The organism is Kitasatospora sp. NPDC056184, assembly GCF_042268405.1.
Taxonomy (GTDB): domain Bacteria; phylum Actinomycetota; class Actinomycetes; order Streptomycetales; family Streptomycetaceae; genus Kitasatospora.
Genome location: NZ_JBHJUI010000005.1, coordinates 202,635 through 222,156, shown reverse-complemented (window position 1 = coordinate 222,156; position 19,522 = coordinate 202,635). Strand labels below are relative to the sequence as shown.

The 19,522-nt window shown below is 74.5% G+C and carries 18 protein-coding genes and 1 pseudogene; 11 read left to right on the top strand and 8 right to left on the bottom strand.

Annotated elements, in window-relative coordinates:
• Nucleotides 1-158 precede the first annotated feature (158 nt).
• Entirely contained in the window at nt 159-956 is a 798-nt protein-coding gene (locus tag ACFC0B_RS12940) for an IclR family transcriptional regulator (RefSeq protein ID WP_376085467.1), read from the bottom strand.
• 131 nt (nt 957-1,087) lie between these two features.
• Between ACFC0B_RS12940 and aceB the strand changes: the two genes are divergently transcribed.
• Nucleotides 1,088-2,737, top strand: a complete 1,650-nt coding sequence (gene aceB, locus ACFC0B_RS12935) for a malate synthase A (RefSeq protein ID WP_376085465.1) — start codon at nt 1,088-1,090, stop codon at nt 2,735-2,737.
• A 53-nt stretch (nt 2,738-2,790) separates the two neighbouring features.
• Here the strand turns inward: aceB and ACFC0B_RS12930 are convergent, their stop codons facing one another.
• A complete protein-coding gene (locus ACFC0B_RS12930; RefSeq protein WP_376085462.1) occupies nt 2,791-3,840 on the bottom strand; it encodes a helix-turn-helix domain-containing protein in 1,050 nt (349 codons plus the stop codon).
• Between the two features lie 55 nt (nt 3,841-3,895).
• Between ACFC0B_RS12930 and ACFC0B_RS12925 the strand changes: the two genes are divergently transcribed.
• Nucleotides 3,896-5,182 carry an MFS transporter gene (locus ACFC0B_RS12925; protein WP_376085460.1) on the top strand — a complete coding sequence of 429 codons (1,287 nt, stop codon included), beginning with the start codon at nt 3,896-3,898 and terminating at the stop codon, nt 5,180-5,182.
• A gap of 67 nt (nt 5,183-5,249) precedes the next feature.
• On the opposite strand, the gene ACFC0B_RS12920 is transcribed toward ACFC0B_RS12925, so the two are convergent.
• From ACFC0B_RS12920 to ACFC0B_RS12895, 6 genes are all read right to left on the bottom strand, one after another.
• Nucleotides 5,250-6,635, bottom strand: coding sequence for an 8-oxoguanine deaminase (locus ACFC0B_RS12920; RefSeq protein WP_376085458.1), 1,386 nt, complete (start codon nt 6,633-6,635; stop codon nt 5,250-5,252).
• A 254-nt stretch (nt 6,636-6,889) separates the two neighbouring features.
• The gene (pucL, locus tag ACFC0B_RS12915; protein WP_376085457.1) at nt 6,890-7,810 is read right to left on the bottom strand and encodes a factor-independent urate hydroxylase; all 921 of its coding nucleotides are present in this window, start codon (nt 7,808-7,810) and stop codon (nt 6,890-6,892) included.
• 28 nt (nt 7,811-7,838) lie between these two features.
• Entirely contained in the window at nt 7,839-8,174 is a 336-nt protein-coding gene (gene uraH / locus ACFC0B_RS12910; protein ID WP_376085455.1) for a hydroxyisourate hydrolase, read from the bottom strand.
• A gap of 83 nt (nt 8,175-8,257) precedes the next feature.
• Entirely contained in the window at nt 8,258-8,761 is a 504-nt protein-coding gene (uraD, locus tag ACFC0B_RS12905) for a 2-oxo-4-hydroxy-4-carboxy-5-ureidoimidazoline decarboxylase (protein ID WP_376085452.1), read from the bottom strand.
• A gap of 245 nt (nt 8,762-9,006) precedes the next feature.
• Nucleotides 9,007-9,387: a helix-turn-helix domain-containing protein gene (locus ACFC0B_RS12900; protein WP_376085450.1), complete on the bottom strand. Its 381-nt coding sequence runs from the start codon at nt 9,385-9,387 to the stop codon at nt 9,007-9,009.
• Nucleotides 9,384-9,683: a thiamine-binding protein gene (locus tag ACFC0B_RS12895; protein WP_376085968.1), complete on the bottom strand. Its 300-nt coding sequence runs from the start codon at nt 9,681-9,683 to the stop codon at nt 9,384-9,386. Before ACFC0B_RS12895 ends, ACFC0B_RS12900 begins: the two co-directional genes overlap by 4 nt.
• 450 nt (nt 9,684-10,133) lie before the next feature.
• Between ACFC0B_RS12895 and ACFC0B_RS12890 the strand changes: the two genes are divergently transcribed.
• The 9 genes and pseudogenes from ACFC0B_RS12890 to ACFC0B_RS12850 all read left to right on the top strand — a co-directional run.
• On the top strand, nt 10,134-11,276 hold the full coding sequence (locus tag ACFC0B_RS12890; protein ID WP_376085448.1) for a glycerate kinase: 1,143 nt from the start codon (nt 10,134-10,136) through the stop codon (nt 11,274-11,276).
• Between the two features lie 131 nt (nt 11,277-11,407).
• Nucleotides 11,408-12,781 carry an allantoinase AllB gene (gene allB / locus ACFC0B_RS12885; protein WP_376085445.1) on the top strand — a complete coding sequence of 458 codons (1,374 nt, stop codon included), beginning with the start codon at nt 11,408-11,410 and terminating at the stop codon, nt 12,779-12,781.
• A gap of 132 nt (nt 12,782-12,913) precedes the next feature.
• Nucleotides 12,914-13,222, top strand: a complete 309-nt coding sequence (locus tag ACFC0B_RS12880) for a catalase (RefSeq protein ID WP_376085443.1) — start codon at nt 12,914-12,916, stop codon at nt 13,220-13,222.
• A gap of 284 nt (nt 13,223-13,506) precedes the next feature.
• Nucleotides 13,507-14,286 (top strand): IclR family transcriptional regulator, encoded by a 780-nt coding sequence (locus ACFC0B_RS12875; protein ID WP_376085441.1) that lies wholly within the window; start codon nt 13,507-13,509, stop codon nt 14,284-14,286.
• A 219-nt stretch (nt 14,287-14,505) separates the two neighbouring features.
• On the top strand, nt 14,506-15,420 hold the full coding sequence (locus tag ACFC0B_RS12870) for a metal-dependent hydrolase (protein WP_376085439.1): 915 nt from the start codon (nt 14,506-14,508) through the stop codon (nt 15,418-15,420).
• 192 nt (nt 15,421-15,612) lie between these two features.
• On the top strand, nt 15,613-16,701 hold the full coding sequence (locus ACFC0B_RS12865) for a PDR/VanB family oxidoreductase (RefSeq protein WP_376085437.1): 1,089 nt from the start codon (nt 15,613-15,615) through the stop codon (nt 16,699-16,701).
• 84 nt (nt 16,702-16,785) lie between these two features.
• Nucleotides 16,786-17,646: a M24 family metallopeptidase gene (locus tag ACFC0B_RS12860; protein WP_376085435.1), complete on the top strand. Its 861-nt coding sequence runs from the start codon at nt 16,786-16,788 to the stop codon at nt 17,644-17,646.
• Complete coding sequence (locus ACFC0B_RS12855) at nt 17,643-19,379, top strand: SDR family oxidoreductase (protein WP_376085432.1); 1,737 nt, start codon at nt 17,643-17,645, stop codon at nt 19,377-19,379. Before ACFC0B_RS12860 ends, ACFC0B_RS12855 begins: the two co-directional genes overlap by 4 nt.
• 20 nt (nt 19,380-19,399) lie before the next feature.
• Nucleotides 19,400-19,510, top strand: a pseudogene (locus ACFC0B_RS12850) (VapC toxin family PIN domain ribonuclease); the annotation flags it as partial.
• Nucleotides 19,511-19,522 lie beyond the last annotated feature (12 nt).

The following is a 19,522-nucleotide window of genomic DNA, read 5'->3' as shown; positions in this document are numbered from 1 at the left end:
GCACCAGCGTCGCCGAAGGGTCCGGACGGACCGGGGCAAACCGGGAGCAACCCGCGCTCGGGTGGCTCGAACGGGCGAAGGCTTGTCATACGAACGCCGGTCATACGAAAGTCCGCCGTGCGCCCGGCCGGCCACCGGCCCGGCTGCCCGCCCGGCCGTCAGGGGGCCAGGACCTGCCCGAGCCGGGTCGCGATCCCCTGCATCACCGGCACCAGCGACGCCGTGCCGGCCGGCTCCTCCAGGGCCCGGATCCGGGCCTCCGGGCCGGAGACCGACAGCGCCGTCGGGGTCGGTGCGCCCGGGACGGCGAGCGCGATGCACCGCACCCCGATCTCCTGCTCCTGGTCGTCGACCACGTAGCCGCGCTCGCGGGCCTCGGCCAGCTGCCGCATCAGCTCCTGCGGGTCGGTCACCGTGTGCGGGGTGTGCGCGGGCAGCGGGTTGGGGCCGAGGACGGCGCGCGCCTCCTCCTCCGGCAGCTGCGCCAGCAGCGCCTTGCCCACGCCGGTGCAGTGCGGCTGCGCCCGGCGGCCGACCTCGGTGAACATCCGCATCGAGCGCCGCGACTGCACCTGGCCGACGTAGACCACCTCGCCGCCCTCCAGCACCGCCAGGTTGGCGGTCTCGCCGGTGGCCTCCATCAGTTCCGCCAGGTAGGGGCGCGCCCAGCTGCCGAGCAGCCGGCCGGCGGTCTCGCCGAGCCGGATCAGCCGCGGGCCGAGGGTGTAGCGGCGGGTGGCGTCCTGACGGACATAGCCCTGCTGGACGAGGGTGCGAACCAGGCGGTGGATGGTCGGCATCGGCAGGCCCGAGGAGGTGGAGAGCTCGCTGAGCGTCGCCACGCCTCCGGAGTCGGCGAGTGCCTCCAGCAGCTGGAAGGCGCGCTCGACGGACTGCACCCCGCCGCTCGCGCGCTCCGTGGCCGTTCTCTCGGTGCTGTCGGAGGTCGGTGCCACCGGTGTTCCCTTCGCTGTCGGGGGAGGAGGGCGGTCCCCGCGATCATCTCAACACGCCGTTGAAATTCTGCATCGCGGAAACTAGTCTCCACCTTACAGAATCAAGCCTTCCACTCAGGAGTGTCCTGCTCATGGTTGAAGATCAGGGACCCGGAGCCTTCGCCGCCGCTCCGGTCGTCACGGTCGCGGGTCCGCACGTCGACCGGGCGGGGGAGGTGCTCACCGCGGAGGCGCTCGCCTTCGTCGCCGGCCTGCACCGCGCCTTCGAGGGCCGCCGCCGCGAGCTGCTCGCCCGTCGCCGGGAGCGCCGGGCCGAGATCGCCCGCACCGGCACCCTGGACTTCCTGCCCGGGACGGCGGCCGTCCGCGCCGCCGACTGGAAGGTCGCCGAGGCCCCCAGGGCGCTGCAGGACCGCCGGGTCGAGATCACCGGCCCCACCGACCGCAAGATGGTGATCAACGCGCTCAACTCCGGGGCGAGGGTCTGGCTCGCCGACTTCGAGGACGCCACCTCGCCCACCTGGGAGAACGTCGTGGGCGGCCAGATCAACCTGATCGACGCCTTCGAGGGCCGGATCGACTTCACCACCTCCGCCGGCAAGGCCTACACCCTGCGGCCCGCCGCCGAACTCGCCACCGTGGTGGTCCGCCCGCGCGGCTGGCACCTCGACGAGAACCACCTGCTGGTCGACGGCGCACCGGTGGCCGGGGCCTTCCTCGACTTCGGCCTCTACTTCTTCCACAACGCCGCCCGGCTGCTCGCCCGCGGGGCCGGCGACCCCAACTCCGGGCCGTACTTCTACCTCCCGAAGACCGAGAGCCACCTGGAGGCCCGGCTCTGGAACGACGTCTTCACCCACGCCCAGGCCGAACTGGGCATCCCGCACGGCACGATCCGCGCCACCGTGCTGATCGAGACCGTCACCGCCGCGTTCGAGATGGACGAGATCCTCCACGAACTGCGCGACCACGCCGCCGGGCTCAACGCCGGCCGCTGGGACTACCTGTTCTCCCTCGTCAAGAACTTCCGCGACGCCGGCGGGCCCTTCGTCCTGCCGGACCGCAACACCGTCACCATGGCCTCCCCGTTCATGGCCGCCTACACCCGGCTGCTGGTGCGGACCTGCCACCGGCGCGGCGCCCACGCGATCGGCGGCATGGCCGCCTTCGTCCCCAGCCGCAAGGACCCCGAGGTCAACGCGGCCGCTCTGGAGAAGGTCAGGGCCGACAAGGACCGCGAGGCCGGCGGCGGCTTCGACGGCTCCTGGGTCGCCCACCCCGACCTCGTGCCGGTCGCCCGCGCCTCCTTCGACGCCGTCCTCGGCGACCGCCCGCACCAGAAGGACAACCCCGGACCGGCCGAACCGGTCACCGCCGCCGAACTGCTCGACATCGCCGCGGCCGGCGGCACCTGCACCCGCGCCGGGCTGCACAACGCCGTCCAGGTCGGCGTCCGCTACATCGAGGCCTGGCTGCGCGGCCTCGGCGCGGTCGCCATCTTCCACATGATGGAGGACGTCGCCACCGCCGAGATCTCCCGCTCGCAGATCTGGCAGTGGATCCACAACGACGTCGTCCTCGCCGACACCGGCGAGAAGGCCACCGCCCAACTGGTCCGTACCCTGGTCGCCCGGGAACTGGCGGAGATCCGTGCCGAACTCGGCGAGCGGGCCTACGCCGCCGGCCGCTGGGACGACGCCGCCCGGCTGCTCGAACAGATCGCCCTGGAGGAGGAGTTCCCGGACTTCCTGACCCTCCCCGCACTGCCCCTGCTGGGCTGAGCCCTCCCGGCCGCTTCCGCCGTCCGGCCGCCCCTGCGGCCCCGGCACCCGTCTCAGGGGCGGCCGGCCGCCAGCGAGTCGCCGAGGCCGCTGCGCCGGTAGAGCACCCGGCGGCCGTGCCGGGTGCGCTCCAGCAGGCCGGCGGCGGCCAGCGCGCCGAGGTGCCGGCTGACCGCGCCCGGCGTCACCCCCAGCCGGTGGGCGAGCTCCGTCGTACTGGCCGGGGCCGCCAGCAGCATCAGCAGACGCGCCCGGGCCGGGCCGATCAGCCCCACCAGCCCGGCCGGGCCGGCCTGCCCGGCGGGCGCCGCCGCCGGACCGGCCGACCCGCCGGGCCCCGTCAGGCCCTCCGCCATGGTGGCCTTGCCGCGCGCCGGGTAGGTGATCAGCGGCGGATCGTCCTGGGTGATGTCGGTCTGCGCGCCGCGTCCGGCCAGCGTCGGGATCAGCACCAGGCCCCGTCCGGCCACCTCCACCACCGAGTCGCCCAGCGCCCGGACCACCGGCGTGTCGTCGGTCAGCCGCAAGGCCCCGTCCTGCCAGGAGATCCGGCCGTCCAGGTCCGCGAACAGCCCTTCCGCGCCGCGCTCGGAGAGCATCCGGGCCCGGTACGCGAGGTCCGCCTCCAGGACCGACCGCGCCCGCGGCCACCACGCGGGGGCCAGGCAGCGCGTCCAGTACGCCTCCAGCGCCTCCGCCGTCCGGGCGGTCAGCGCGGCCAGCGCCGCCGGATCGTCGATCGGCGCCGCCAGCACCGGGGGCAGCGGGCACCCGCCGCCCGGGTAGGCGGCCAGCAGGTCCGCCCGCACCACCTCCGGCGGGGTGCGCGCCATCTCGGCGAGCTCGTCGGCGAAGGCCGGTCTGGGCGCGGACGGACGGGGCGTCAGGAAGTCCGGCACGAAGCCGCTCGGGGCGATCAGCACGTCCAACAGCGCGGTGTCCAGGGCGGCGTAGCGGTCCTGCCAGCCGGCGATCCACGGCTGCTGCTCCGGGTAGTACGACGGCCGGCGGCGGGCGCGCAGGCCCAGCACCGCCTCCTGCAGCGGGGAGTAGGCGAACCAGGTGGCGGCGAGGTCGTCGACCCCGAGACGGAACTCGAACATTGACCGTAACGGTAAAAGAATTCCGCCCGCCCGGGAACCCCGCTGTGCTTCTGCCATGACCTCCTCCACCTCTGCGGGGGCGCCTGCGCGCGCCCCCGGCCGCCGCCTGCTGCCCGCCGAGCCGCTGCTGCGGCGGCTCGTGCTGATGAGCCTGGTGAACGCCGTCGGCGACGGGCTCTTCGTCACGGTGAACGTGCTGTTCTTCACCCGCTCCCTCGGTCTGACGCCCGGTTCGGTGGCGCTCGGCCTCACCGTCGCCGGGGTGTGCGGGGTGTTCGCCGGGGTGCCGATGGGGCGCCTCGCGGACCGGGTCGGGAGCAGGCGGCTGCTGCTCGTGCTCGGGCCGCTGGAGGCGGCGGCGCTGCTCGGCTATGCCTTCGCGCACTCCTTCGCCGCGTTCGTGGCGCTGGCCTGCGTCGCGACGGTGCTGTCGCGCGGGGCGGGGGCGGTGCGCAGCGCGCTGATCGCGCGGGCGCTGCCGGCCGAGGGGCAGGTGCGGTCGCGGGCGCTGCTGCGCTCGGTGGCGAACGCGGGCCTGGTGGTGGGCTCGCTCGGCGCCGCGCTCGCCCTGCAGGCGGACTCCTACGCCGGGTACGTGACGATGCTGGTGCTGGACGCGGCGAGCTTCCTGGGTGTGACGGCGCTGCTGGCCGGGCTGCCGGAGCCAGCAACACCGGTTCCCGGCAAGGGGGTTCGGGAGTCCGGTGGCGAGGGCGGCCGGCGGACGGCGCTGCGCGATCGCCGCTATCTTCTGGTCACCGCGCTGCACGCCGTCCTGGAGCTTCAACTCGCGGTGCTGACCGTGGGGTTGCCGCTCTGGGTGGTGCTCGGCACCGAGGCGCCGGCCGCGACGGTCGCGGCGGTGAACGTGGTCAACTGCCTGCTGGTGGTGCTGTTCCAGGTGCGGGCGAGCCGGGGTGTGGCGGACGTCCCCTCGGCGGCGCGGGCCTGTGCGCGCGGGTCGCTGCTGCTGGCGGCCGGCTGCCTGGGCTACGCGGCGGCGCAGTACGGCCCGGCGTGGGCGGCGGCCGGGGCGCTGCTGGCCGGCGCGCTGGTGCACAGCCTGGGCGAGTTGCTGACCTCGGCGGGTGGCTGGACGCTCAGCCTGGACCTGGCGGACGCGCGGGCGCACGGCGAGTACCAGGGGGTGTTCCTGAGCGGGCAGGCGGGCGCGCATGTGATCGGTCCGCTGGTGGTCACCCTGACCGCGGTGGACCACGGGGCGGTCGGCTGGGTGGTGCTGGCGGGCCTGTTCGCCCTGGCCGGGCCCGCGCTGGTGCCCGCCGTGCGGGGGGCGGCCGTGCGGGGGCCGGTGGGCGCGCCCGCGCCGGGGGCCCCGTGAGCCGGGCCGGTGGCGGCGTCCCACGGGGGTGGGCGCCGCCACCGGCCTGCGGCAACCTGGCGTTGCGTCAGGTGCCGCGGGCGATGAGGTCCTTGGCGGCTCGTGCACAGGCGAGCGCGATCCGTTCCTCGTTCACCGTGGTCAGCCGCCCCTGCTCGACGACGGCGTTGCCGTTGACGAAGAGCACGGCCAGCGGTGGCAGCGCACCGAAGGTGAGCGCGGCGACCGGGTCGGCGATCGAGGAGTGCATCAGGCCGTCGACCTTCCACAGCGCGAGGTCGGCGAGCTTTCCGGCCTCGATCGACCCGATCTCGTCCTGCCGTCCCAGCACCCGGGCGCCGCCCATGGTGCCCAGCCGCAGTGCCCGGCGGGCGGTGAGTGCGCGCGGCGAGCCGTGCAGGCGGTTGATCAGCAGGGCGTTGCGCAGTTCGGTGCCGAGTTCGCCGGACTCGTTGGAGGCGGCGCCGTCGACGCCGAGGCCGACCGGGACGCCGGCCGCCAGCATGTCGGGAACCCGCGCGATCCCGGCGGCCAGCCGGGCGTTGGAGGAGGGGCAGTGCGCGACACCGGTGCCGGTCTCGGCGAACTTGGCGATGTCGGAGTCGTCCATGTGGACGCAGTGCGCCATCCAGACGTCCTCGCCGAGCCAGCCGACCGACTCGAAGTAGTCGGTGGGGCCCAGGCCGAACAGCTCCCGGCAGAACGCCTCCTCCTCGGCCGTCTCGGAGCCGTGGGTGTGCAGCCGCACGCCCTTGCGGCGGGCGAGTTCGGCGGACTCCCGCATCAGCCGTGTGGAGACGGAGAACGGGGAGCAGGGCGCGAGGGCGATCTGGAGCATGGAGCCGGGGGAGGCGTCGTGGTGGCGGTCGACGGCCTCCTCGGAGGCGGTGAGGATGGCGTCGAGCGTCTCGACGGCGTGGTCCGGGGGCAGGCCGCCGTCCTTCTCGCCGCGGTCCATGGAGCCGCGCAGCGCGGTGAACCGCAGGCCGAGGTCGCGCACGGCCTCGATCTCGGCGCCGAGGATGTCGCCGCCGTGCCGGGGGAAGACGTAGTGGTGGTCGGCGGCGGTGGTGCAGCCGGACTTGAGCAGCGCGGCGGCGGAGCCCTGGGCGGCGGCGTGCACGAGGCGGTCGTCGATCCGGGCCCAGGTCGGGTAGAGGGCGACCAGCCAGTCGAAGAGGGTGTCGTCCTGGGCGAGGCCGCGGGTGATCCACTGGTAGAAGTGGTGGTGGGTGTTGACCAGGCCGGGTGTGGCGAGGTGGCCCTCGGCGTTGATCCGGCGCACCACGTTGTCCAGCCACGCCGGGGCGGGGCCGTCGCCGACCGATTCGATCCGGTTGCCGAGCAGGACCACGTGGCCCCGGGCGTACTCGGTGTCGTGGGCGTCCACGGTGGCGATCGCCGCGTTCTCGACGACGATCCGCCGGTCGGCGGGCGGGGGCTGGACTGCCATGGCGGCTCCAAGGGGGAGACCGGGCGGACACGGGGCGCATGCCCGCCCGGCGGGTCTGGCGGTGTCCCGGCTGCGGCCCGGCGGGCGGCACCGGGGTGGTGGAGGAGCGGGTTGAGCAGGACGGCGGCCGTGCGGCCGGCCGGGATCCCGGAGTGCGGCAGGGCGCGGGAGGCCTCCGGGAAGCCGCCGGAGCAGGTCGGCGCGGCGAGCGGGGCGGCGAGCGGGGCGGTGATCGGGGCGGTCCCGGCCCCGGGTCAGGCGACCGGGATGACCGGGACGACGCCCTCGCGGTGCACGGTGCCCTCGATGAGGCCGTACATCCGGTCGGCGGCGTAGTAGACCTCGTTGTCGTTCCGGAGGCCGAACGGCTCCAGGTCGACCAGGAAGTGGTGCTTGTTGGGGAGTTCGAGGCGGACCTCGTCGACCTCGGCGCGGTGGTCGAGGACGCGGGTGCCCATCGCGTGCAGGGTCTGCTGCAGCGAGTAGGAGTAGGTCCCGGCGAAGGCTTCCAGCAGGTGCCGCCTGACCTGGGTGTAGCAGCGGTTCCAGGGGGGCTGGGCCTCGTCGTCGCGGCCGGTGAAGCCGTACTTCCAGCGGGCGGTGACCTGGGTCGCGAGGATCCGGTCGTACGCCTCCTGGAGGGTGGTGTACTCGTCCTTGAGGTAGCCCCAGAACTCCGAGTCGGTGGAGTTCAGCACGACCAGGTCCTTGAGGCCGGAGATCACCCGGACGGACTCGCCGTCGTAGGCGATCTCGCTGGTGCGGACCTCCTGGCCGCTGCGGACGAAGGAGTGGCCGGCCTCCTCGGAGCCGGTGACGCGCGCGCTGCCGTCCGCCGTGCGGATCCGCTCCCAGGCGTACTCCTCGATCCGGATCCGGGCCCGGTGGATGACGCCGCGCTCGGTGTCGTCCACGAAGTGCCGGGCCAGCAGGATGCCGAAGGCCTCGGCGGACTCGATGCCGTGCTCCTTGGCGAAGGCGTACACGGTGTTCTTGGCGGTGTCGGTGGGCAGGCAGTTGGCGTTGGACCCGGTGAGGTGGACGTCCTCCAGGTCGCCGGAGAGGGAGACCGAGACGTTCAGGTCCTTGATCTCGTGGCGGGCGGAGTCCCGGCGGACGCGGACGATACGGTTCTCCGCCTTGCCGTACTGGTTCTGGCCGAGTACGTGGGCCATGGCGGGTCTCCCCTCTCAATCGATCGGTCTAGCTTCCGCGGTAGACCGAGTAGCCGAACGGGTTCAGCAGCAGCGGCACGTGGTAGTGGTGCTGCTCGGGTGCGACCGTGAAGACGACCGAGACCTCGGGGAAGAACGGCGGGTCCTCGCTCGTGCGCGCGGAGTACGCGGCGGTGTCGAAGACCAGCCGGACGACCGAGCCCGCCTCCACGGCCGGCAGGTCCCTGGCCCGGCCGTCGGGGTCCGTGGCGCAGGTGCCGAGCACCTGCCAGCCGCCCTCGGTGCGCAGCGCGAGCTCGACCGGGACTCCCTCGGCCGGACGGCCGAGGCTGGTGTCGAGCACGTGGGTGGAGATGCCGGTCATGAGCGGGGCGACCTTACTGGTGGCAGCGGTGGTGCGGACGGGTGGGTGATCCGATCTGACCGTGCGCATGGCCTGACGGAACGTCAGTCGCCATTGAGCAGACGGGTGAGGCGGATGTCGTTGATCTTCCGCAGTTCGCCCCGGACGATCTCCGCCTCGGTGGCGGGGTCGTTGGGATGGCGTTCGCGCAGTGCGGCGAGCATGCCGGCGGCGGTGCGGCCGGTGGCGCAGACCAGGAACACGTGGCCGAACTTGGCCTCGTAGGCGGCGTTCGCCCGGTGCAGTTCGTCGAGCAGGGCCCCGTCGGCCCCGCGGACTCCGGCCTGTTCCCGCTCGGAGGCGGGGCCGCCCTCCCCGGGGGCGCCGATCGGGGGGTGGCCCGCCACCGCGTCGCGCAGGTCGGCGGCGGAGAGTGCCGCCACGGCGTTGGCGTTGGCGTCGAGCAGGGCCCCGCGGTCCCGCCACGGGCGGGCCGCCGCGACGGCGTCGGCCCAGGCGGGGCTGGCGCAGACGCCCAGCAGGATCTCCCTCAGCTCGCCGCCGCCGGCGGCCGCCAGGGCGTCGAGGGTGCGAGGGCGGTTGGTCACGAGTGGACCTCCTGGAAAGTGGTGCCACCCGCACAAGCTAGATCGGCGGGATCAGGCCGTCAACACTTTGTTGAACTGTCGGCGGCGCCACTTCCTCGCGGGCCCGGTCGCCGGGTGGCCCTGGGCGATGGGACAAGTGTGCCCCGCCGGGGCCCGGGCCGGACCGGCCGCGCCGACGGGGCTCACCCTTCCGGAGTCATCCGCGGCCCGGGTCGGATCCGGGCCGGTGCGGCTTCACCCGCGGGTCAGTTCGACTTCGAACCGTCCTGTCGGTTGAGGTAGTTGTACACGGTGAAGCGGCTGACGCCGAGCGCCGTGGCGACCGTCTCCACGCCGTGGCGGACGGTGAACGCGCCCCGTTCTTCGAGGAGTACGACGACGCGCTGCTTCTCGGTGCGGTCCAGCTCGGTCAGTGGCCGACCGTCGAACTGACGGGTCATCTCGGCCAGCAGGCGGTCCAGGGCGCTGCCGAGGTGCGGCAGGCGGACGGCCAGTGCGCGTTCGCCCTCCCACTCCAGGACGACGTCCTCGGGCCTCGCCTCGTCCACCGGGACGGGGGTCGCGCCGACCGCGTCCAGGAGCGGCTTGAGCGCCGCGACGAGCGGGTGTTGCGGCTGCTCGGTCACGGCCTGCCGCCCTCCCCGGCCTCGCCGCTACCGGTTCCGTCGCCGGTTCCGTCGACGTCGCGGTCGGCCTCGCCGAGGACGCTGACCTGGACCGATATCCGGGTCGCGCCGGCGTCCAGGCTCCTCCGGAGCAGCGTGGTCACGGCGGCCAGGACCTGGTCCGCCTCGCCCTCCGCGCCGGTGCCGAACGGGCCGACCGCGACGGCGAGTCCGGCCTCGTCGACCGCCTGGCGGGCCGCCGCGGCGTGCGGCGGGAACGTGTCCAGTTCGAACGGTTCTGTCGTGAACTCCACCATCAATCGCACCCGCTCACTCTAGCGATCGGCGGCCTTGGCGGTGTTTCGCTTCAACAGTCCGTTGTGGGCGCCGCCGGCGCGGTGGGGGATGCCGAGGCCGTGGAGAACGTCCGGCCCGGCGCGTTCGCCATCGACATGTCGAGCGTCACCCCGTAGACCTCGGTCAAGGTCGAGCCGGCCGCGTGGGCGAAGGGTGTCCGCACCCTCGATGACCCGGTGGCGACGGCCTCAGAGTTCCTCCCGGTGGCGTGTTCCTGTCCGGTCGTGCCCGCGCCGCTGGGTGGCGGGCGCAATGACAGCTGACAGAATCTGTCATCTGCTATCTGTCAGCTGAAATCTGTCAGCTGTCAGTTGTCGGCCGTCAGGAGCCGGCCGCCGGGGGTGCCGGAGCCGCCGGGCCCCATGCTTGATGAACCGTCGCCGGACCAGCCCGGAAGTGAGGCTCACGCCATGCCCGCCACCCCCGACCAGGGCCATGTGGTCGTCGCTCCCGACAAGTTCAAGGGCACCCTGGAGGGCGCCGAGGCGGCCGCCCGGATCGCTGCGGGCATCCGCCGCGCCGCGCCGGGCGTCGAGGTGCGCGAACTGCCCGTCGCCGACGGCGGCGAGGGCACCCTGGCCGCCGCCCTCGCGGCCGGCTTCGCCAGGGTTTCCGCCAAGGTGGCCGGCCCCACCGGCCTGCCGGTGGACGCCGCGTTCGCCGTCCGCGGCACCACCGCCGTGGTCGAGCTCGCCCAGGCCTCCGGTCTGGCCCGGCTCCCCGGCGGCCGGGTCGCCCCGCTGACGGCCGGCTCCTACGGGGTCGGCCAGCTGATCGGCCGGGCGGTCGGCCAGGGTGCCCGGCGGATCGTGCTCGGGCTCGGCGGCAGTGCCGGCACCGATGGCGGGGCCGGCCTGCTCCAGGCACTGGGGGTGTCCCTGCTCGATGCCGACGGCGCCGAACTGCCCGCCGGCGGAGCCGCGTTGCGCCGCCTGGCGCGGATCGACCCCGGCCCGCCGGCCCGCACCCTGGAGGGCATCGAGGTGGTCGTGGCCTGCGATGTCGACAACCCGCTGCTCGGCCCTCGCGGCGCCGCCGCCGTCTACGGTCCGCAGAAGGGTGCGAGCAGCGAGGACCTGGTGGTGCTGGAGGAAGGCCTGACCCGATTCGCCGACGTGGTCGGCGCCACCGTCGGCCGGGACGTCCGCGATGCCCCCGGCGCCGGGGCGGCGGGCGGGGTCGGCTTCGCCGCGCTGGCTCTGCTGGGTGCCACCATGCGACCCGGCATCGAGCTCCTGCTCGACCTGCTGCGCTTCGACGAGGCGGTGCGCGGGGCAGCCCTCGTCGTCACCGGTGAGGGCTGCCTGGACGCCCAGACGCTCCACGGCAAGGCCCCCGCCGGCGTCGCCGCGGCGGCCGCCAGGGCGGGGGTCCGGGTGGCGGCGGTCGCGGGGCGGGTGGAGCTGTCCGAGCGCGAGTGGCGCGCGGCCGGCTTCGTCGCCGCCTACGCGCTCAGTGAGTTGGGCGAGAGCCCTGCCGAGGGCCTGGCCAGGGCCGGCGAGCTGGCCGAGGTTGCGGGGGAGCGGCTGGCGGCGGCCTTCCTGCGCCGCTGAGGACCCGGGCCGGGCCGGGTCGGCGCCACGGCCCGGCCCGTCTTCACCATTGACGTTCTGTTGAAGACGGGCCTAGGCTCCGGGCCGTCCTTCGACCCGCCCCGCCCTCAATCAGGCTCCGGAGGTCCCCCATGCCCCTCGGCGATACCGCGGTGATCCGCTCCCGCCGGGTGGTCCTGCCGGACGGCGAGCGCCCCGCGGACGTGCTGGTCCAGGAGGGGCGGATCGCGCGGATCGCCGCATACGGCTCCCTCCCGGACGATGGCACCCGGTTGACCGAGCTCGGTTCCACCGCCCTGCTGCCCGGCCTGGTCGACACCCACGTGCACGTCAACGAGCCCGGCCGTACCGCGTGGGAGGGCTTCGCCACGGCCACCCGGGCGGCCGCGGCCGGCGGCGTCACCACGGTGGTCGACATGCCGCTCAACTCGGTGCCCCCCACCACCACGCTCGCCGGCCTGGAGGCCAAGCGGAAGGCCGCCGAGGGCCGGGCGTGGGTGGACGTCGGCTTCTGGGGCGGTGCCGTCCCCGGCAACCTCGCCGACCTCGAACCCCTGTACCGCGCGGGCGTGTTCGGCTTCAAGTCCTTCCTCGCGCCGAGCGGCGTCGACGAGTTCCCGCACCTGGAGGCGGACGGGCTGGAGGCCGCCCTCGCCGAGCAGGCCCGGCTCGGGGCGCCGGCCATCGTCCACGCCGAGGACCCGGCGGTGCTGGCCGCCGCACCGCAGCAACCCGGCGTCCACTACCGGGACTTCCTCGCCTCCCGCCCCGCCGGCGCGGAGACCGCCGCCGTCGCCCGGCTGCTGGAGGCGGCCCGCCGCACCGGAGCCCGGGTGCACGTCCTGCACGTCTCCTCGGCGACGGTGCTTCCGCTGCTGCGCCGGGCCCGTACGGAGGGTGTCGAGGTGACCGCCGAGACCTGCCCGCACTACCTGACCCTGGCCGCCGAGCAGGTCCCGGACGGCGGCACCGCCTTCAAGTGCTGCCCGCCGATACGCGACGAGGCCAACCGTGAAGCGCTCTGGACGGCCCTCGCGGCGGGGGAGTTCGCGGCCGTGGTCTCCGACCACTCGCCGTCCACCCCCGACCTCAAACTGCTGCCCGCGCACGGCGGCAGCGGCGACTTCGCGGCCGCCTGGGGCGGCATAGCCTCCCTCCAACTCGGCCTGCCGGCGGTCTGGACCGAGGCCCGGCGGCGCGGCCACACCCTCGCCGACGTGGTCGGCTGGATGTCCGCGGGACCGGCTCGGCTGGCCGGTCTCGACGGGCGGAAGGGCGCCATCGAGGTCGGCCGGGACGCCGACCTGGTCGCGTTCGACCCGGACGGCGGGTTCGCCGTCCGGGCCGCCGAGCTGCACCACCGCAACCCGGTCACCCCGTACGCGGGCCGCACGCTCACCGGCGTCGTGCGCACCACCTGGCTGCGCGGCCGGGTGGTGGACGTCGCCGGCGATCCCTTCGGCGCCCAGCTCGTCCGGCCGGGTTCCGCCGCCTCCGCTCCCTGAACCTCCGGGACAACCCGCACCGCGCGGACCACTCGCACCACTTGGACGCTCCCGGCCGCGCCCCCCGTCACGGGCGAGGGCCGTGAGTCCCGACCTCCACCAGGCCATCGAGCGTGGGGTGTTCCGTTGGTCATGGCCGGCCGCCTGGTGCTCGATCGCACCCCGGAGAACGTCTTCGCCGAGGTCGAGCAGGAGGCCGTCTCCCCGAACACCTTCGTGCCCGGCACCGGCCCGTCCCCCGAAAAGCTGCTCCAGGGCGGCCTGTTCACCTCAGCGGACAGTCGGCGCCACCGTCGCGGCCAACCACGGCCGGGGCGGGGGCAGCGCGCGCAACGCCGGCGGGCGCGCCGAGAACTGCGGGTCCGACTCCTGCGAAGACCCGGTCCAGTCGGACGTGGTGCTCGCCGGCCCAGGTGGGCCGGGAGGGCGTCGATGAGCTGAACCTCGCCCGCTTCCGTGCCGGCGGTGGGGACTACGGCGCCCGCCGTCGCCGAACTCCGGGAGGTCGAGGAGTCCTGACCGCGCGTCACACGCCCTGCTGCCGGGCGCCGGTACCCGGCCGGGCCGCAAGGGGGTACGAGGGGGCGCGGTGAGGCATATGCCAGTCACGTGTTCCCCCGGGTCGGCCCGAATATCCCGCGAGGAGGCGATGGCGGCGTCCGGCGGTCGATAGGCTGGACCCTACCCGCCGGTCACGCCGCGGGGGGACATCGGAAGGGGACGACATGTCGACACCAGCCCCGGGCCGCCACGCCGTACCGGAGCAGGGCGTGCCCGGTTCGTTCACCTCCCTGCAGCACGCCCTCAGGCTGCTGGAAGCGGTCGACCGGCACTCCGGCGGCGCCACCCTGGTCGCCCTGGCCAGGGAGACGTCCCTGGGACTGCCGACGGTTCGCCGGCTCGCGGAGATCCTGGAGATCGAGGGTTACCTGTCCTGCCAGGACGGCGGGTGGGTGCTCGGCGGCACCTTCGCGCTGCTCGGCCAGCACAACCGCGAGCAGCTGGTCCGCGCCCGGCTGGACAGCAAACTCGCCGAGCTTCGGGACGAGTTGGGTGCAGCAGTGTACTTCAGCCGGTACCAGGACGGCGAGCTTTCGGTCGAGGCGGTCTCGTCGTCGGAGGGGGCGCCGGCGGTGCAGGAGTGGGTGGACTTCCGGGCCACCGCGCACGCCAGTGCGATCGGCAAGTGCCTGCTCAGCCAGCTCGACCACGACGCCCGCCGGGACCACCTGTCCCGCCACCCGGTGGCCCGGCTCACCTCGCGGACGGTCACCGACGCCGACCAGCTGATGCACCGCCTGGAGCGCCAGCCCGCCACCGTGCCGGTGCTGGACATCCAGGAGTACGCCCTCGGCACGGTCTGCGCGGCGGTTCCGGTGACCGCCGGCAGCACGGTCGGCTGCCTGGCCACCTCGATGCCGGTCGACAACGTGCACCGGCTGAAGGCGGCGGCCGAACTGCTCGCCGCCCGCGCCGCGCCGCTGATGCTCGCGATGGCGGTCTGACCCGGACCGCGCGCCCAGGGACCCCGCTCCGGCGGGGTCTTCGCGTTTCCGGGGGCCGTTTCGGAGGCCTGGGCGGGGGTTGCCGGCGGGTGCCCCGCCGCGCGCAACACTTATTAGACTCGATGTCGATAAGGCGTGCCGAAACCCTTGTGGCAAGGCCTACTCGCGAGTACGTTGTGCCGGGTCGAGCCGCCACCCGCAGGTCAGGAGGGCCGTCCCATGCCCAGCCCCACTCCCGTCCCCGCCCTCGCCGCGCCCGCCGCCCGGGTGCACGAGGGCCTCGTCCTCGAACCCCGTGACGTCCGCTTCGACTGGGCCGGGCTGCCGCTGCACTGGATCCCCGACGAGCCGATGGCGACCCACATCATCAACGTCCTGCACCTGCTCCTGCCCGAGGGCGAGCGCTGGTTCGTCAAGGTCTTCAAGGATGCCCTGCCGATGATCCGCGACGAGCAACTCCGTGAGGAGGTACTGGGGTTCATCGGCCAGGAGGCCATCCACGCCGAGGCGCACCAGGAGGTCCTCGACCACCTGCTCGGCCAGGGCCTCGACCCGCGGCCCTACGTGCGCCAGATCTCCTGGCTGTTCCGGCGCGTCCTCGGGGACAAGCCCGGACTGTCCGCCGCCCGCCGGCGCGAGAACATCATCGAACGGGTCGCCTTCGTCGCGGCGATCGAGCACTTCACCGCCTTCCTCGGCGACTGGGCGCTCAACTCCCCGGGCCTGGACCGCGCCAAGGCCGACCCGACCATGCTCGACCTGCTGCGCTGGCACGGCGCCGAGGAGGTCGAGCACCGCAGCGTCGCCTTCGACCTGATGGTGCACCTCGATCCCGGCTACGCGCGCCGGATCCGCGGCATGCTGGTCTCCGGACCGCTGCTGGTCCACCTCTGGGTGCGCGGCGCCCGCTTCATGCTCGCCGCCGATCCCACTCTCGACGGCCGGCTCAAGCTCACCTGGCGCGAGGCCGGCCGGATCGCCCGGCGCGGACTGCTCCCCGACCCGGTCGGGTCGCTCCGCTCCGGTCTGCGCTACCTGCGCCCCGGCTACCACCCCACCCAGGAGGGCTCTTCCAGTCAGGCCCTCGGCTACCTCGCGACCTCTCCGGCCGCCCGCGCCGCCGCCGGCCACTGACCGCTGAGCCGGCCGCTGACCGCCGGAGCCGGACAGCCGACGGGCGGCAGCCCGCGGAGAACGGCTGACAGATGACAGCTGACGTTATCTGTCATCTGTCATCTGTTATCCGTCATCTGAAATCTGTCAGCTGTCAGTTGTCAATTGTCAGCCGCCCTCCCTCAGGCCCCGAGCCCCCAAGGACCCCGCCGGATGGACCTGCGCACCCCGCCCCCCGACCTCTACGGCCGCCCGCGCGCCGACACCTTCTTCCGCTTCCTCACCGCGTTCGGCGACCGCTACAGCCCGGCCCTCGGCGGCCCGCTGCTGCGCCGCAACCCCCGGCGCCCGGACAGCCGTCCCACCCCGGCGCTCCGACTGGTCGTCACCGCCCGCCGCGCCGTCGCCGCCGACGCCGTCGAACTGACCCTCGCCGACCCCTCCGGCGCTCTCCTCCCGGCCTGGCAGCCCGGTGCCCATCTGCGCCTCACCCTCCCCTCCGGCCGCGAACGCCACTACTCCCTCTGCGGGGACCCCGCCGACCGGGCCGCCTACCGGATCGCCGTGCGCCGCCTGTCCGACGGCGGTGGCGGCTCGGTCGAGGTCCACGACGCCGTCCACCCCGGCACCCGGCTCGCCGCCCGCCGCCCGCGCAACGGCTTCGCCTTCTGCGCCGAACCGGCCGTCCTCCTGCTGGCCGGCGGCATCGGCGTCACCCCGCTGCTCCCGATGGCCCGCGAGGCCCAGCGGATCGGCCTGGACTGGCAGTTGGTCCACACCGGCCGCAGCGCCGACACCCTTCCCTTCGCCGCCGAGCTGAGTGCCCTCGACCCGCGCCGGGTCCGGCTGCGCACCGACGACGAGCACGGCGGCCCGCCCACCGGCGCCGAACTGCTCGCCCACGCCCCGCGCGGCGCCGCCGTCTACTGCTGCGGCCCGGCCCCGATGCTCGCCGCTGTGCAGCAGGCCCTCGACGCCTCGCCCGGCGCCGCCCTGCACGTCGAACGCTTCGGCGCCGCCCCGGTCACCGACGGCGAGCCGTTCACCGTCCGCCTCGGCGCCGACGGCCCCGACCTGGCCGTCCCCGCCGACCGTTCCGCCCTGGACGTGCTCCGCGAGGCCCGCCCCGACCTCGCCTACTCCTGCAAGCAGGGCTTTTGCGGCACCTGCGAGGTCCGCCTGCTGGCCGGCGCCCCCGACCACCGCGACCGCCGCCTCACCCCCGACCGGCGCGCCGCCGGAGCCCTGCTGCCCTGCGTCTCCCGCGCCGCCGAGGGCGAGACCCTCGTCCTCGACCTGTAGCGACCCAGACCCCACACCCCAGAACCCAGCCCCCGTCCAGCCCCCAGCCCCCGCCCAGCCCCTGACCCCAGAAGGAGCCTCGCCGTGCCGCGCACCCCCGCCTTCCCGTTCACCGAGCGCGACCTCGCCCGCTTCCGGGAGACCCAGCAGCTCGCCTACGACTGCGCCGAGCAGGTCGCCGCCTGGATCGAGCCCGGGGTCACCGAACGCCAGGCCACCGCCGAGCTGCGCCGCCGCCTGGTCGCCGCCGGCGTGCAGGACTTCTTCCACGTCCCCTTCGCCTGGTTCGGCGACCGGACGGCCTTCCGTCACTTCCACACCCCGCTGCAGTTCTTCGCCGGAAACCGCCGCCTCCAGGAGGGCATGCCCTACGTGCTGGACTGCGCGCCCGTCGTCGACGGCTACACCGCCGACATCGGCTACGGCGGCAAGGTCGGCGAGAACCGCGTCTGGGACCGCCTCGCCGCCGACCTCCGGGTCTACCGCGAGCTGATCCTCGCCGAGGTCCGCGCCCGCAAGCCGCTCGCCGAGGTGTACGCGGCCGTCGACGCGCAGATCGAGGCGCACGGCTACGACAACCGCCACCGGGTCTACCCGGGCCGGGTGATCGGCCACCAGGTCACCCGGACGACGGCCCGCGGCCCGGCCGGGGTGAACGTCTTCGGCTTCGGCGTGCGCACCCTCCAGACGCTCGGGCGCGAACTCGTCAGCGAGCGCCTGCACGGCCGTTCCCCGCTCTGGGCGGACGGCCGTTCCTCCCGGCACGCGCCCACCCCGGGCCTGTGGGCGGTGGAGCCGCACATCGGCTTCCGCGAGACCGGCATCAAGTTCGAGGAGCTGCTGGTGGTGACGGAGGACGACGCCTACTGGCTCGACGACGACCTCCCGCACGTCCGCCGCTGGAATACTGCCGCCACCACCGCCTCCGAGGGAGCCGCCCGATGAGCACCCCCACCCGCCGCCGCACGGTCCACTCCGGAGGCCTGCCGCTCGCCGTCTTCGAGCAGGGCGACCCGTCCGCGCCCACCGTCCTGCTGGTCCACGGCTACCCCGACACCCACGCCGTCTGGGACGACGTCGCCGCCGACCTCGCCCGCGACCACCACGTGGTCCGCTACGACGTGCGCGGCGCCGGCGCCTCCGGCGTCCCCGCCGACCGCTCCGGCTACCGCCTGGAGCAGCTCGCCGCCGACCTGTTGGCCGTCGCCGACGCCGTCAGCCCCGACCGCCCGGTGCACGTCGCCGCCCACGACTGGGGCTCGCTGCAGTCCTGGGAGGCCGTCACCGCCCCGGGCGCGGAACGCCGCCTCGCCTCCTACACCACCATGTCCGGGCCCTGCCTCGACCACACCGGCTTCTGGCTGCGCGAGCGCCTGCGCCGCCCCACCCCGCGCCACCTGAGGCAACTGCTCGCCCAGGGCGCCCACTCCTGGTACATCACCGCCTTCCACCTGCCCTTCCTCGCCCCCGGCGTCTGGCGGCTCGGCCTCGCCCGCGCCTGGCCCCGGGTGCTGCGCGACCTGGAGGGCGTCACCCCGCGCCCCGGCCACCCGCAGCCGACGCTGCGCCGCGACGCGGTGCGCGGCATCGAGCTCTACCGGGCCAACATGCGCCCCGCCCTGCGCCACCCGCGCGAACGCCCCACCGAGGTGCCGGTCCAGCTGATCACCCTCACCGAGGACCACTACGTCGGCGGCTTCCTCTCCGAGGGCCTGGAGCGCTGGGTGCCCAGGCTGACCCGCCGCACCCTGCGCGCCACCCACTGGTCCGCGCTGCTGGAGAAGGGAACCACCGTGGCCGCACTGGTCCGCGAACACGTCGCCCGCACCGAGGCCGGGGAGACGGCCCCCGCCGGCGCGGGCCGGCCCGAGGACGGCCGGCTGGTCGTCGTGACCGGTGGCGGCAGCGGCATCGGCCGGGCCACCGCGCTCGCCTTCGCCGAGGAGGGCGCCCGGGTGGTGGTCTGCGACCTCGACCTCGACGCGGCCCGCCGCACCGCCGAGCTCGCCGGCCTGATCGGCCCGGCCGCGCACGCCTACTGGGTCGACGTCAGTGACGGCGCCGCCGTCGACGCCTTCGCCCAGCAGGTGGCCGCCGAGCACGGGGTGCCCGACGTGGTCGTCAACAACGCGGGCATCGGCCACTCCGGCAGCTTCCTGGAGACCACCGAGAAGGAGTGGCGGCGGGTCCTGGACGTCAACCTCTGGGGCGTCATCCACGGCTGCCGCGCCTTCGGCGCCCTGATGGCCGAGCGCGGCGAGGGCGGCCACATCGTCAACCTCGCCTCCGCCGCCGCCTACCTGCCGTCCAAGGCACTGACCGCCTACGCCACCAGCAAGGCCGCGGTCTTCATGCTCTCCGACTGCCTGCGCGCCGAACTCGCCGGCCACGGCATCGGCGTCTCCACCATCTGCCCCGGCATCGTCAACACCAACATCACCCGCACCTCCACCTTCTCCGCCACCACCGCCGACGAGCAGGCCGCCAAGCAGGCCCGCGCCGCCCGCCTCTACGCCCGCCGCGGCTTCCCGCCCGAGAAGGTGGCCACCGCGATCCTCGCCGCCGTCCGCACCGGCAGGCCCGTCGTCCCCGTCACCCCCGAGGCGAAGGCCGCCCGCCTCCTCAGCCGCCTCGCCCCCGGCCTGCTGCGCCTCGCGGCCCGCCTCGACGTCACCTGAGGGGCCCAGCAGGCCTGTGAGCCGAGCGCCACGGTGCGACCGTCCTGCACGACGACGGTGACTACGACATGATCGCCGCCGTGACGGGTCAGCCGACCCGGTGGGTCGTCCCACCCGGTTCGGTGGATTGAGATCCCGCTGAG

What these genes read in the sequence shown, in the direction of transcription:
- aceB (WP_376085465.1), top strand. Translation starts at nt 1,088, where the DNA reads ATGGTTGAAGATCAGGGACCCGGAGCCTTCGCCGCCGCTCCGGTCGTC.
- ACFC0B_RS12930 (WP_376085462.1), bottom strand. Translation starts at nt 3,840, where the DNA reads ATGTTCGAGTTCCGTCTCGGGGTCGACGACCTCGCCGCCACCTGGTTC.
- ACFC0B_RS12925 (WP_376085460.1), top strand. Translation starts at nt 3,896, where the DNA reads ATGACCTCCTCCACCTCTGCGGGGGCGCCTGCGCGCGCCCCCGGCCGC.
- ACFC0B_RS12920 (WP_376085458.1), bottom strand. Translation starts at nt 6,635, where the DNA reads ATGGCAGTCCAGCCCCCGCCCGCCGACCGGCGGATCGTCGTCGAGAAC.
- pucL (WP_376085457.1), bottom strand. Translation starts at nt 7,810, where the DNA reads ATGGCCCACGTACTCGGCCAGAACCAGTACGGCAAGGCGGAGAACCGT.
- uraH (WP_376085455.1), bottom strand. Translation starts at nt 8,174, where the DNA reads ATGACCGGCATCTCCACCCACGTGCTCGACACCAGCCTCGGCCGTCCG.
- ACFC0B_RS12895 (WP_376085968.1), bottom strand. Translation starts at nt 9,683, where the DNA reads ATGGTGGAGTTCACGACAGAACCGTTCGAACTGGACACGTTCCCGCCG.
- ACFC0B_RS12890 (WP_376085448.1), top strand. Translation starts at nt 10,134, where the DNA reads ATGCCCGCCACCCCCGACCAGGGCCATGTGGTCGTCGCTCCCGACAAG.
- allB (WP_376085445.1), top strand. Translation starts at nt 11,408, where the DNA reads ATGCCCCTCGGCGATACCGCGGTGATCCGCTCCCGCCGGGTGGTCCTG.
- ACFC0B_RS12880 (WP_376085443.1), top strand. Translation starts at nt 12,914, where the DNA reads ATGGCCGGCCGCCTGGTGCTCGATCGCACCCCGGAGAACGTCTTCGCC.
- ACFC0B_RS12875 (WP_376085441.1), top strand. Translation starts at nt 13,507, where the DNA reads ATGTCGACACCAGCCCCGGGCCGCCACGCCGTACCGGAGCAGGGCGTG.
- ACFC0B_RS12870 (WP_376085439.1), top strand. Translation starts at nt 14,506, where the DNA reads ATGCCCAGCCCCACTCCCGTCCCCGCCCTCGCCGCGCCCGCCGCCCGG.
- ACFC0B_RS12865 (WP_376085437.1), top strand. Translation starts at nt 15,613, where the DNA reads ATGGACCTGCGCACCCCGCCCCCCGACCTCTACGGCCGCCCGCGCGCC.
- ACFC0B_RS12855 (WP_376085432.1), top strand. Translation starts at nt 17,643, where the DNA reads ATGAGCACCCCCACCCGCCGCCGCACGGTCCACTCCGGAGGCCTGCCG.